Origin of the sequence: Cryocola sp. 340MFSha3.1 (assembly GCF_000383315.1) — a bacterium.
Classification (GTDB): Bacteria; Actinomycetota; Actinomycetes; order Actinomycetales; family Microbacteriaceae; genus Leifsonia.
The window spans coordinates 1,446,211-1,458,630 of record NZ_KB911088.1; the positions used below are offsets into that span (position 1 = coordinate 1,446,211).

General features: G+C 72.3%; 13 protein-coding genes. 10 read left to right on the forward strand and 3 right to left on the reverse strand.

From position 1 onward, the window contains the following. Positions 1–193 precede the first annotated feature (193 nt). From H284_RS0118010 to H284_RS0118055, 10 genes are all read left to right on the forward strand, one after another. Positions 194–1,342 (forward strand): histidinol-phosphate transaminase, encoded by a 1,149-nt coding sequence (locus H284_RS0118010; protein ID WP_018191441.1) that lies wholly within the window; start codon positions 194–196, stop codon positions 1,340–1,342. Continuing rightward, positions 1,339–1,941: an imidazoleglycerol-phosphate dehydratase HisB gene (gene hisB / locus H284_RS0118015; protein ID WP_018191440.1), complete on the forward strand. Its 603-nt coding sequence runs from the start codon at positions 1,339–1,341 to the stop codon at positions 1,939–1,941. The genes H284_RS0118010 and hisB overlap by 4 nt, the downstream gene beginning before the upstream one ends. After that, positions 1,938–2,591 carry an imidazole glycerol phosphate synthase subunit HisH gene (gene hisH / locus H284_RS0118020; protein WP_020077321.1) on the forward strand — a complete coding sequence of 218 codons (654 nt, stop codon included), beginning with the start codon at positions 1,938–1,940 and terminating at the stop codon, positions 2,589–2,591. The genes hisB and hisH overlap by 4 nt, the downstream gene beginning before the upstream one ends. 65 nt (positions 2,592–2,656) lie before the next feature. After that, positions 2,657–3,403 (forward strand): bifunctional 1-(5-phosphoribosyl)-5-((5-phosphoribosylamino)methylideneamino)imidazole-4-carboxamide isomerase/phosphoribosylanthranilate isomerase PriA, encoded by a 747-nt coding sequence (gene priA / locus H284_RS0118025; protein ID WP_018191438.1) that lies wholly within the window; start codon positions 2,657–2,659, stop codon positions 3,401–3,403. Further along, positions 3,387–4,268, forward strand: a complete 882-nt coding sequence (locus H284_RS0118030; protein ID WP_020077322.1) for an SseB family protein — start codon at positions 3,387–3,389, stop codon at positions 4,266–4,268. Before priA ends, H284_RS0118030 begins: the two co-directional genes overlap by 17 nt. Positions 4,269–4,334: 66 nt before the next feature. Beyond that, positions 4,335–4,553, forward strand: coding sequence for an SCO4848 family membrane protein (locus tag H284_RS0118035; RefSeq protein WP_020077323.1), 219 nt, complete (start codon positions 4,335–4,337; stop codon positions 4,551–4,553). Positions 4,554–4,557: 4 nt separating this feature from the next. Beyond that, complete coding sequence (locus H284_RS0118040; protein ID WP_020077324.1) at positions 4,558–5,124, forward strand: HhH-GPD-type base excision DNA repair protein; 567 nt, start codon at positions 4,558–4,560, stop codon at positions 5,122–5,124. Positions 5,125–5,249: 125 nt separating this feature from the next. Further along, positions 5,250–8,795: a TM0106 family RecB-like putative nuclease gene (locus tag H284_RS0118045; RefSeq protein WP_020077325.1), complete on the forward strand. Its 3,546-nt coding sequence runs from the start codon at positions 5,250–5,252 to the stop codon at positions 8,793–8,795. A gap of 59 nt (positions 8,796–8,854) precedes the next feature. Then, positions 8,855–9,259 (forward strand): helix-turn-helix transcriptional regulator, encoded by a 405-nt coding sequence (locus H284_RS0118050; RefSeq protein ID WP_018191433.1) that lies wholly within the window; start codon positions 8,855–8,857, stop codon positions 9,257–9,259. An 88-nt stretch (positions 9,260–9,347) separates the two neighbouring features. Then, on the forward strand, positions 9,348–9,770 hold the full coding sequence (locus tag H284_RS0118055) for a VOC family protein (RefSeq protein WP_018191432.1): 423 nt from the start codon (positions 9,348–9,350) through the stop codon (positions 9,768–9,770). 74 nt (positions 9,771–9,844) lie between these two features. Here the strand turns inward: H284_RS0118055 and H284_RS0118060 are convergent, their stop codons facing one another. From H284_RS0118060 to H284_RS20405, 3 genes are read right to left on the reverse strand one after another with little or no spacing between them, the layout of a single operon-like run. Continuing rightward, the gene (locus tag H284_RS0118060) at positions 9,845–10,789 is read right to left on the reverse strand and encodes a ferredoxin family protein (protein WP_020077326.1); all 945 of its coding nucleotides are present in this window, start codon (positions 10,787–10,789) and stop codon (positions 9,845–9,847) included. Further along, a complete protein-coding gene (locus H284_RS0118065) occupies positions 10,786–12,141 on the reverse strand; it encodes a cupin domain-containing protein (protein ID WP_020077327.1) in 1,356 nt (451 codons plus the stop codon). The genes H284_RS0118060 and H284_RS0118065 overlap by 4 nt, the downstream gene beginning before the upstream one ends. Further along, positions 12,141–12,395 (reverse strand): hypothetical protein, encoded by a 255-nt coding sequence (locus tag H284_RS20405; protein ID WP_018191429.1) that lies wholly within the window; start codon positions 12,393–12,395, stop codon positions 12,141–12,143. Before H284_RS20405 ends, H284_RS0118065 begins: the two co-directional genes overlap by 1 nt. Positions 12,396–12,420 lie beyond the last annotated feature (25 nt).

Here is a 12,420-nt window from a genome sequence, read left to right on the forward strand (position 1 = left end):
GAGAAGGGAGGGGATCGGTCGGCAGGGGGCCGGATTCGGCCGAAACGGAGGTGGATGCGGTCGCAGCACCACCGGATCTCCTCCGTTTTCATCGGGCGGGCGATCTCGAGCCCTGCCTGGTGGGGCTCGTCGCTCGGCGTCGCCGGGCGTCATCCGGCGGAAGCGGGGTGACGGCGCTGGCTACGATTGAGGGGTGACTTCTCTTTCCGAGCTGCCCATCCGGGACGACCTGCGCGGTCGATCCCCGTACGGCGCTCCGCAGCGTCCGGTGCCCGTCGCGCTCAACGTGAACGAGAACACGCATCCCGTCCCGGACGACGTGGCCGCAGACATCGTTGCCCGCGTCGCCGCCGCGGTCGGCGGAGTGAACCGCTACCCCGATCGCGAGTTCACCGAGCTCCGCACGGCTTTCGCACGGTACCTCGGCCACGGCCTGGCACCGGAGAACATCTGGGCGGCGAACGGCTCGAACGAAGTGCTTCAGCACATCCTGCAGGCCTTCGGCGGCCCCGGACGAACACTGCTCGGGTACGCGCCCACCTACTCGATGTACCCCCTGCTCGCTTCGGGCACCGGGACCGCGTACGTCGCGGCCGCGCGCGACGCCGACTACGAGCTGACACCGGAGACGGCCGTCGCCGAGCTCCGCCGGCACAACCCGGACATCGTCATCCTCTGCTCGCCGAACAACCCGACCGGCACGCCCCTCGGACTCGACACCATCGAGGCCGTCTACGACGCCACCGACGGGATCGTCGTCGTCGACGAGGCCTACGCGGAGTTCATGCCGGAGGGCGAGCCGTCCGCGCTGACCCTGCTCCCGGGGCGGCCACGCCTGCTGATCTCCCGGACGATGAGCAAGGCGTTCGCCTTCGCCGGGGCGCGCGTCGGCTACCTCGCCGCCGACCCCGCGGTCATCGACGCGCTCCGGCTCGTGCGCCTCCCGTACCACCTGTCCGCCATCACCCAGGCAGCCGCGCTGGGCGCGCTCGCGCACGCCGACGAGATGCTCGCGACGGTCGGCGACATCCGCCGCCAGCGCGACCGGCTGGTGACGGAGCTCGCACGCCTCGGCTACACGCCCCACCGCAGCGGCAGCAACTTCGTTCTCTTCGGCGGGGTGGACGACCCGCACGCGACGTTCGAAGCGCTGGCCGACCGCGGCATCCTGATCCGGGATGTCGGCATCCCGCACCACCTGCGGGTCACCGCGGGGACCGAGGCCGAGACGACCGCCTTCCTCGAGGCGCTGGCCGCGCTCGGCCGGCCCGCCGCAGAGGACGCGGGCGCCGACGAGGCCCCCGACAGGGCCCAGAGCGCCCCGGTAGACTCGGACGCATGACGAATCGCGCCGCCACGGTCACGCGGGAGACGAGCGAGTCGAGCATCGAGCTGAGCCTCGATCTCGACGGCACCGGAGCATCCGACATCCAGACGAGCGTCCCCTTCTACGACCACCTGCTGACCGCGTTCGCCAAGCACTCGCTCACCGATCTGCGTATCCGAGCGACCGGCGACACCGACATCGACGTCCACCACACGGTGGAGGACATCGGCATCGTCCTCGGCCAGGCGATCCTGGAGGCGCTCGGCGACAAGTCGGGCATCTCCCGCTATGGCGACGCCCTGGTGCCGCTCGATGAAGCGTTGGTGCAAGCGGTCGTGGACATCTCCGGTCGCCCGTACCTCGTGCACACCGGGGAGCCCGCCGGCTTCGAGCTGCACCTCATCGGCGGTCACTTCACCGGCTCGATGGTCCGTCACGTCTTCGAGGCGATCACGTTCAACGCCCGCATCACCACGCACATCACCGTGGTCGGCGGTCGCGACCCGCACCACATCGCGGAGGCCGAGTTCAAGGCGTTCGCGCGCGCGTTCCGCCAGGCGAAGGCGCTCGACCCGCTGATCAGCGGCATCCCCTCGACCAAGGGCGCGCTGTGACCGTGGCACGCACTCCCGGCAGCGCCCCGCAGGTCGTCGTCTTCGACTACGGGACGGGCAACGTCCACTCGGCCGTCAAGGCGCTCGAGGCCGCGGGCGCGGAGGTCGAGCTGACCGGCAATCGCAAGCGTGCGCTGGAGGCGGACGGCCTGCTGGTGCCCGGCGTCGGCGCGTTCACCGCCGTCGCCGAGGCGCTCAAGGCGTCGCACGGAGACGAGGTCGTCGACCGGCGCCTCGCGGGCGGACGACCCGTGCTGGGCATCTGCGTCGGCATGCAGGTCATGTTCGAGCGCGGCGTCGAGAACGGCGTCGAGACCGAGGGGCTCGGGGAGTGGCCGGGGACGGTCGACCTCATCCGCGCCGACGTCGTGCCGCACATGGGCTGGAACACGGTGCGCGCGCCCGAGGACTCCACGTTGTTCGCGGGGCTGCGGGACGAGCGTTTCTACTTCGTCCACTCGTACGCCGCCCAGGACTGGACGCTGGAGGCGTCCGGCCCGTTCGCGCAGCCGAAGGTGACGTGGGCGGATCACGGCTCGCCGTTCGTCGCCGCGGTCGAGAACGGCCCGCTGAGCGCGACGCAGTTCCACCCGGAGAAGTCCGGCCGCGCCGGCATCCAGCTGCTCCGCAACTGGATCGGCACGCTGTAGCCGCCGTCCGGCCTTCGCCGACTCCGGCCCACCTGTCCGCGCCGCGGACCGACACGAGGAAACACATGACCGACTTCATCAGCACGCCCCGGCTCGTCCTCCTGCCCGCGGTGGATGTGGCCGACGGCAAGGCGGTGCGCCTCACGCAGGGCGAGGCCGGCAGCGAGACGAGCTACGGCGACCCGGTGGATGCCGCGGCCGAGTGGAAGGCGGCGGGTGCCGAGTGGATCCACCTGGTGGACCTCGACGCCGCATTCGGGCGGGGCGACAACCGGTCGCTGCTCAAGAAGGTCATCCGCGAGGTGGACGGTGTGAGCATCGAGCTCTCGGGCGGCATCCGCGACGACGCCTCCCTCGAGCACGCCCTCGAGGCGGGCGCGACCCGCGTCAACCTCGGTACGGCCGCGCTGGAGAACCCCGAGTGGGCCGCCAGCGCGATCGGCCGCTACGGCGAGGCGATCGCCGTCGGACTGGATGTGCGAGGCACCACCCTTGCGGCCCGCGGCTGGACCCGCGAGGGCGGCGACCTGTGGGAGGTGCTCGACCGCCTGGAGGACGCGGGCTGCGCCCGCTACGTCGTCACCGACGTGACCAAGGACGGCACGCTGCGCGGCCCGAATCTGGAACTCCTGCGCCAGGTGCTCGATCGCACCGAGCGCCCGGTCGTCGCCTCCGGAGGCATCTCCAACCTCGACGACATCGCCGCGCTGCGCGAGCTGGTTCCGCTGGGACTCGAGGGCGCGATCGTCGGGAAGGCGCTGTACGCCGGCGCGTTCACGCTGCCCGAGGCGCTGGATGTCGCGGGACGCTGACGACGCCGAGACGGGCGCCGCTCCCGAGGGGGCGGCGGACGCGAACGGGGTGACTCCGCCGGGCCGACCCAGTGCCGAGGGCGCCGCGCGGCTGGCCGGGTTCGCTGCGTCCCTCGCCGACTCCGCCGGTCAGCCGTGGCAGGGGCGCGAGTTCGACGACAATCCTTTCGGTGACGACGACGGCTCCGCGCCGCCTGCGCTGCTCGGCGCGCTCGCCGCCTTCCGCGCCGGGGAGACAGGCGCGGAGACCGTCGTGGATGCGCTGCGGGATGTGCGCCTCCTCATCCCGCTGATGGCGGACCTCGGCGACGAGGGCACGAATGACGCGGGGATGCGCGTCGACAAGACGCAGGAACTGTCGATCGTGACGGTGGCGGGGCCGGACGGACGCACCGTCCAGCCCGTGTTCTCCTCGGTGACGGCGTTGCAGGCGTGGAACCCGTCCGCGCGTCCTGTGCCGGTGGACAGCCGGCGGGCCGCGCTCGCCGCCGCGGCGGAGGGGACGGAGCTCATCGTCCTCGACCCGACATCGGAGACCGAGTTCGTGCTGCGGCGGCCGGCCGTGTGGGCGGTCGCGCAGGGCACGGCGTGGGTGCCGAGCGACCGCGACGCGGAGGTGCGGGAGGCGTTCCAGCGGTCCATCGCCTCCGAGCTCGGCGTGCATGACGTCGCCCTGCTGGCGGGCGATCCCGGCAACCGGCTTGCGGGCGAAGAGCTCGTGGTGCGGCTGTCGCTCGCCGCGGGCCTGACGCGCGAGGAGCTGGACGCCATCCTCTCGCGGCTGGCGCAGCGCTGGGCGGCGGACGACATGATCGCGACGCGCGTCGACTCGCTGCGCGTGCAGCTCGTCGCCTCGGGTGACTGAGGCTGCGGCGGCTGAGGCGGAGGCTGCGGCGATGCGCCGCCGCCGGCCGCTTAGGCTGGAGGCACCATGACCGTCTTCGCCGCCATCGTGCTGTTCCTCAACGCCCTGTTCAACATCTTCGCCTGGCCGCGGTTCTTCACCCGGGTCCGGAAGGATGCGCGGGCTCGGGACGCGGCGGGCCGCGCGACGTCGTTCCTCATCGTCCATGGCGTGCTGCTCGGGGTGGCCCTGCTGCTGGCCGTGCTCTCGGCGGTGGCGGGTGTGCTGCTGCTGGTGGCAGGCTGAGCGCATGGCTCTCAACATCACCGGCGACCCCGAAGCCGACGCGCTGCTCGACCAGTCGCCCTTCGCCCTGCTCACCGGCATGCTGCTCGACCAGCAGATCCCGATGGAGACCGCTTTCGCCGGTCCGGCGAAGCTGCGCGACCGGCTCGGCGCGCTCGACCCGGCGACGGTCGCCGCGCTCGACCCGGACAAGCTCGCGGAGGTCATGAAGCAGACGCCGGCCGTGCACCGCTTCCCCGGGTCGATGGCCGCGCGGGTGCAGGCGCTGGCGGCCGCGATCGTGAGCGACTGGGGCGGCGACACCGCGGCCATCTGGACGCAGGGCGACCCGGATGGCGCCGAAGTGCTGCGCCGGCTGAAGGCGCTGCCGGGCTTCGGCGAGCAGAAGGCGAAGATCTTCCTCGCCCTGCTGGGCAAGCAGAAGGGACTGACCGCCGCCGGCTGGCAGCAGGCTGCCGGCGACTACGGCAGCGAGGGCTACCGCTCGGTGGCCGATATCGTCGACGCCGATTCGCTTGCCCGCGTGCGCGAGCACAAGCGGGCGATGAAGGCGGCCGCGAAGGGAAAGTGACCACAGGAAGCGGCTTTCGGCGCCCAGCCGGCCGCCCCTGTGGAGAACCAGCTGCTGTCGGTGGTCGCCGGTAGTCTCGCAGAGCGGGTGGCGCCACAGCCGCCCCGAAGCGAAGGGAGGTCGCCGTGTTCCTGCTCGACGGGATCATCGTCACGAGCGCCAGCGACCTCACCGAGGCGTCCAAGTGCGAGTTCGCTTTCCTGCGCACGCTCGATGTGAAGCTGGGGCGGCTCGAGAAGACCGAAGAGGTCGAAGACCCGATGTACGTGCGCTCCTCGCGCATGGGCGACGAGCACGAGCACCGCATCCTGGAGCGCTACCGCGAGCGGTTCGGGAGCGGCGTGGCCGAGATCGAGCGGCCGGAGCAGCTGACGGCGGAGTCGCTCGCCGACGCGGTCCGTCGCACGTCCGAGGCGTTCGAGCGCGGAGCGCAGGTCGTCTTCCAGGCGACGTTCTTCGACGGTTCGTTCGTCGGGTTCGCCGACTTCGTCGTGCGGCTGCCCGACGGCCGCTATCGGGTGCAGGATTCCAAGCTGGCCCGCAGCGCCCGCGTCACAGCGCTGCTGCAGCTCGCCGCCTACGCGGAGCAGCTGCGGCGGATGGGTGTGGATGTCGACGACACGGTCGAGCTGCTGCTCGGCGACGGCTCGGTGAGCGAGCACTCGCTGAACGACATCGAGCCGGTGTACCGCAAGCGGCGCGCGCGGCTTCTGACCATCGTCGCGGAGCACGTGGCCGACACCGGGCCGGTCGCCTGGGGCGACCCGCGCTTCACGGTCGACGGGCGGTGCGACACCTGCGACGCGGAGGTGCAGGCGTCGCGCGACGTGCTGCTGGTGGCGGGGATGCGCGTGACCCAGCGGGAGCACCTCCTCGCGGCGGGCATCTCCACCATCGACGCGCTCGCCGCCTCGACCGGCCCGATCGACGGCATCCCCGAAGGCACGCTCGACGGGCTGCGCGAACAGGCGCGGCTGCAGCTGCAGGCCGTGCCGGACGCGCCGCCGCCGGTGCGGGTGTTCAACGCGCCGGTTCTCGCGGTGCTGCCGCATCCCGATCCCGGCGACATCTTCTTCGACTTCGAGGGCGATCCGCTGTACACCGAGGGAGCCGGTGAGCGCTGGAATCTCGACTACCTGTTCGGGCTGGTCGATCAGGAGGAGCGCTTCACCGCGTTCTGGGCGCACGACTTCGCGGCCGAGCGGGTGGCGCTGGAGGCGTTCCTGGCGTTCGTCCGCGACCGCCGTGCCCAGTTCCCGGGCATGCACATCTACCACTACGCGGCGTACGAGCAGACGCACCTGCTCGCCCTCGCCGCCCGCCACGGCGTCGGCGAAGAGGAGGTCGACGGCCTGCTGCGCGACAACGTGATGGTCGACCTGTATCCGCTGGTGCGGAAGGCCGTCCGGGTCGGGTCGCGCTCGTACTCGATCAAGAAGCTCGAGCCGCTCTACATGGGCGACGAGCTCCGCGAGAGCGACGTGACCACCGGCGCCGACTCGATCACCGAGTACGCCAACGCGCGCGACCTGATCGCGCTCGGCCGCCTGGACGAGGCGCAGCCGCTGCTCGACGACATCGGCGACTACAACCGGTACGACTGCGTCTCCACGCTGCGCCTGCGCGACTGGCTGATCGCCCGCGCGACGGAGAACGGCATCCCGATCGGCGCGGCGCCGATGGAGGAGACGGAGGCCGCACCCGAGGCGTCGCCCCTGCGCGCCGGACTGCTGGCGTTCGCAGGCGATCCGCTCGACCCGCATCGCGATGCCGACCGCCGGGCGATGGCGCTCGCCGCCGCGGCGATCGACTTCCACCGGCGGGAGCAGAAGAGCTTCTGGCAGTCGCACTTCGCGCGGTTGATCCAGCCGATCGAAGAGTGGGGCGAGACGCGCGATGTGCTCGTCGTCGAGAGCGCGACGGTGTTGCGCGACTGGTATCTCGATGAGGGCCAGCGCGTCGAGCGGCGCGAGCTGCTGCTCACGGGCGCCTGGGGTGCGGGCAGTGCCATCCGCGTGAGCGAGCGCACCGGACCGTACCTGCTCTACGAGTACCCCGGACCCTTCCGTCAGCCGCGTGCGCAGCCCGGTGCGCGCGCCGCCCGCACGGTCGCGGTGATCGACGCGCTGGAAGACGGCTCCATCGTCGTCCGCGAGACGCTGCCGCCCGAGGTCGCCCCCTACCGCGATCTGCCGAGCGCCCTCACTCCGGCGTCTCCACCGGATTCGCGGCGGCTCGGGGAGGCGATCCGCGAATGGGGGACCGCGCTGCTGATCGCTCGGCACCATGAGACCTGGCCAGCGGATGCGACGATCGACCTGCTGCGGCGCACGCCGCCTCGAACCCGGTCTGGTGCCCTGGTGCCTGACCCGACGAGCAGTGGAGAGGACGGGGCGAGCGACGGCACGGGACGGATCGACGCGGTCGTCGCGAGCCTGCTCGACCTCGACCGGTCGTATCTCGCGGTCCAGGGGCCTCCCGGTACGGGGAAGTCGTATCTGGGCGCGCACGTCATCGCGCGGCTGGTGGCCGAGCAGGGCTGGAAGGTCGGAGTCGTCGCGCAATCGCACGCGGTCGTCGAGAACCTTCTCGACCGGGTGGTGGCCGCAGGCCTCGATCCCGAACAGGTCGGCAAGGTTCCGAGCGGGGGCCAGAAGCCGGACCAGGCGGAGGACGTGGACGACGCGGCGGGGGAGTCGGCCGTCCGCTTCACGCCGCTGTCCGCCAACGGGCATCTGGAGTTCGCCGGCATCAATGAGGAGCGCGGGTTCGTGCTGGGCGGCACCGCGTGGGACTTCGCGAACGCCGGGCGCGTCCCGCGGGGCAGCTTGGATCTGCTGGTGGTGGACGAGGCCGGCCAGTTCTCGCTCGCATCCACCATCGCCGTGGGTGTCGCGGCGAAGAACCTCCTCCTGCTCGGCGACCCGCAGCAGCTGCCGCAGGTGAGCCAGGGGCGGCATCCCGAGCCGGTCGACGGCTCCGCGCTCGGTTGGGTGAGCGATGGCCACGACGTTCTGCCGCCCGAGTACGGGTACTTCCTCGCGGAGACGCGTCGCATGCATCCTGCGCTCGCAGCCGCGGTGTCGAGGCTCTCGTACGAGGGCAAACTGCGCGCACATGAGGGCGCGTCGGAACGCGAGCTCGGCGGGGTAATGCCCGGGGTGCATCCCGTGCCGGTGCTGCACGTCGGCAACTCGACCGCGTCGCCCGAGGAGGCCGAGACCGTCGTCGCCCTCGTCGACGACCTGCTCGGCCGGTCGTGGAGCGACCCGGCCGCCGGGCGCGACGATGTTCCCCTCGCGGAGGACGACATCATCGTCGTGACGCCCTACAACGCCCAGCTCGCCGAGGTGCGCGCCCTTCTCGATGCGGCGGGTCATCGCGGGGTGCGCGTGGGCACCGTCGACAAGTTCCAGGGTCAGGAGGCTGCCGTCGCCATCGTCAGCCTCGCCGCGTCGTCCGCGGTCGACGTGCCGCGCGGGGTGTCCTTCCTGCTCATGAAGAACAGGCTCAACGTCGCCATCTCGCGGGCGAAGTGGGCGGCGTACCTCGTTCACTCGCCGGAGCTCACGGAGTTCCTGCCGACGACGCCGGCCGGGGTGGGGGAGCTCAGCGCGTTCATCCGGCTGGTGGAAGGAGCAGAGCGCACGGCCGCGCTGCCGGTCGGCTGACGCGCACGCCCGCGACAGCGGCTCTGCCGCCGCGAGACGCGTCCTGTTACGCTCATCCCGTGTCACCGGAGGAGCTGCAGACGCTCGCGCACCTGCGCCGGGCCAGGGACCTCATCGACCGCGACTACGCGAAGCCGCTCGACGTCCCCACCATGGCCGCGCGCGCCTACATGTCGCCCGCACACTTCTCCCGCCAGTTCCGGGCCGCGTACGGCGAGACGCCCTACAGCTACCTGATGACCCGGCGGATCGAGCGCGCGATGGCCCTGCTGCGCACCGGGATGTCGGTCACCGACGCCTGCATGGCGGTCGGCTGTACGTCGCTCGGGTCGTTCAGCTCGAAGTTCTCGGAGATCGTCGGGATGACACCGACCGACTACCGTGCCCGCGAGCACGAGGCGGTGCGGGCGATGCCGGACTGCATCGCCAAGCAGCGCACCCGGCCCGTCCGGGCGCGGGCCTGAACCCGTCCACAGGCCGCCCGCGCGAGCAGTTATCCACCTGAGCAGTTTTGGAGAAGCGCGGCCGATCCGGCGTTCCTAGAGTCGACTCATGACCGTTTCACTCCAGTACTCGCAGATCACCGTCCTCGACCCGGAGGAGTCGCTCGCGTTCTACCGCGACGCCCTCGGCCTCGACGTCATCCAGGACGTCACCTCCGGCGACCACCGCTGGGTCACCCTCGGGGTGGCCGGCGACGACGGCGCGGCCGTCGTGCTCAGCGACCCGCACGCGGGCCGCTCCCAGGCCGACGGCGACGCGCTCGCGCAGCTCGTCGTCAAGGGCTCCCTGAGCCCGATCGTCTTCCGCACCGACGACCTCGACACCGCTTTCGAGCGGGTGCGCGCCTCCGGCGCCGAGGTGCTCCAGGAGCCGATCGACCAGCCGTGGGGTCCCCGCGACTGCGCCTTCCGCGACCCGTCCGGCAACATGGTGCGCATCCTCCAGTCGACGCCCGCGACGCAGAACGCCTGAGCCGGAGGCCGGCGTGCGCGGCCGTTCGCCGCGCATGCCGGTCGCCTGCGCCGGCCGCGCACAGGCCACCCGCGTCAGGCGTGGGCGACCGACACCGGAACGAACTCCCGGACCGGATGCGCGATCGTCGCAGCGCACGTGCTCAGCAGGGGCTCAGAGAGTCGCTCGCCCACCTCCACGGTGAGGCGATCGCGACCGTGGGCGAGCTCCACCGTCCAGCCGTGGGGATGTGGGTGCTCCGCCAGCGGCCGGAACGCACCGATGCGGTCGTCTCCGGTGTCGGCCCGGGCGAACGCCTCCGCCGCCTGGGCGATGGTGCTGCGGCTGGTGCGTCCGCGCAGCAGCTCCGGCACCACGCGGCCCTCCGCGTGACGCTCCACGATGCGCGACGCGTCCTCGGCTCCGACCCGGCCGTAGAGGAGGCCCTCGGGAAACACGATCATCGTCGCGGCGAACCGGTCGCCGCCCAGATGGGAGCACTCCCAGGTCAGCTCGGGATGCTCGACGGCCAGGGCCTCCACCACCGGGCGTCCGCGCACGGCGCAGCACTGGTCGTGGCGAGCGTGCGCGCACACGGCGTAGATCGGCGCCTCGCTCGGCTCGCCGGAGCTCCCGTCGAGCGGGAGAGTCAGGAGTTCGGCCGGGTCGTCGACCTGCCCCCAGTGGATGCTCTCGCGGCCGGGACGCGAGTCCACCAGCGCCCAGCGCCACGAGGTCTGGTCGCGGCGGAGAGGCGCGCGCAGCCGCGTGCGCCGGATCGCCAGGGGACGGATGCCCGCCTCCTCGGCCCGCGCGACGATCCGGGCGCCGAGCGCAGGATCGAGCGCCGAGTCGAAGAACGCGTGGCGACCCCAACCGCTTTCGATCTCCACCAGCAGCCAGCGCTCACCGAAGCCGGCCGTCCCGGCCAGCGGGTCGTGCCGCTCCAGGGCGCGATCGCTGCAGGGCAGCCACCCGGGGGTGCCATGCCCGGCGGATGCGCGCGCCGGTCCGGCGAGATCCGGCGGAAGGCCGGTCACGTCGCCGTCGCGGTCCCGAAGTCGGCGGTCGCGCTCCGCTCGCCGTCGCTCGAGACACCCGCTTCGTCCGCGGGGTCCACGTCCGGGAAGGCGGCGTCAGCCGGGTCGGACACCGGAGTGACGATCCCCTCACGCAGCAGCCTCCGCGCCACGACGACCGCCGAGCGCTCGTCGAGCGGCAGTTCGCCCACGACGACCGGAGACCCGTCCAGCAGACGCTCGACCGCTGCTCGCGCGGCGATGGGCAGCGCGACCGTCTTGGTCGGGAGCCGCACGGTGACCGTCTCCACCTCCACCGTGACGTCGACGCCGAGACCGGGCCGTACGGCGACCACACTGTCGACCGACAGCCCGTCGGCGACCGCGATCGTCGCCAGCGGCCGGACGGGCGCGGGCGGGGTGTCCGACCGCTGGCGGCGCCGCAGGCGGTCCGTCACTGCGGCGGCGACCGCGGACCGGGCGGACGGGTCGCTGAGTGCCTCGATCAGCGCATCCACCGTCTCCTCGACGATGGGTGCGATCGCCGCGGGGTCCGACGGGTCGAAGCCGAGCGGAAGCGAGCTGCGCAGCGCGGCGGCGTCCGCCGCTCGGGCCACAGCCTCGCGCACCACGTCGTGTCGGGTGTACGCGGCGACGCCGATGGTCAGGTGCACCGAGACGCCACCGAGCGCCTCGGCCGAGTGTATCCACCCGCGCGGGAGGTAGAGAACGTCGCCGGGGCGGAACGTCTCGTCGATCGCCGGCGCCTCCTGGGCACGGGCGGCGACGGCGTCGCGGTGGTCGCTCCACGGCTGGTCGCGCAGCGGGTCCACATGTACCGGCTCGTGGATGCGCCAGTGCTTCTCCCCGGCGATCTGCAGCACGAACACGTCGTGCACGTCGTAATGCGGATCGAAGCCGCGGGAGGACGCGGGCGTGATGTACGCGTTCACCTGGGCGGGATGCCCGAGCTCGGTGGCGAGCTGTCGCGCGAACTCTTGGATGGGCGGCCAGGTGCGGTGCAGCCCCTGGAGCACGAGGGTCGCGCCGTTCGCGAACTCGGCCAGCACCTTCGCGGAGTCGAGCTGGTCGCCCACCTCCGCACCGAAGCCGCCAGGGCCGGTGAACCGCGACGGCGGGAGGACGGAGCCCTCCTTCGCCATGCGGACGAACGGCGTGCGGATCGCCCGGGACGAGACCAGCTCATCCACGGCGTCGACGCTGAAGAGGTCGGAGAAGTCCTCCGGGAGCGCGGCCGCGCGGGTGAACAGCGGCTTCCGGCCCCAGTGATCGGTCGCGAACTCCTCGCGGCCGATCGGCACGCAACGCGAAAGCGCGGGCCGGTCGCCCGGCCCGCGCTCGTGGGTCGTCATCAAGCGGACCCGTCGGCTCCGCCGTCGTGGCCGCCGGGGTTGGCTCCGCCGTCGGCCGGGCCTTCGCCTGCGGCCGAGCCGTCGGCTCCGCCGTCGTGGCCGCCGGGGTTCGCTCCGCCGTCGGCCGGGCCCTCGCCTGCGGCCGAGCCGTCGGCTCCGCCGTCGTGGCCGCCGGGGTTCGCTCCGCCGTCCGCGGGGCCCTCGCCGCCGCCGACCGCGTCGGTGCTGATGTCGTCGTCGTTGATGTCGCTCATTCCGTCTCCACTCCGTCTGCGGGAA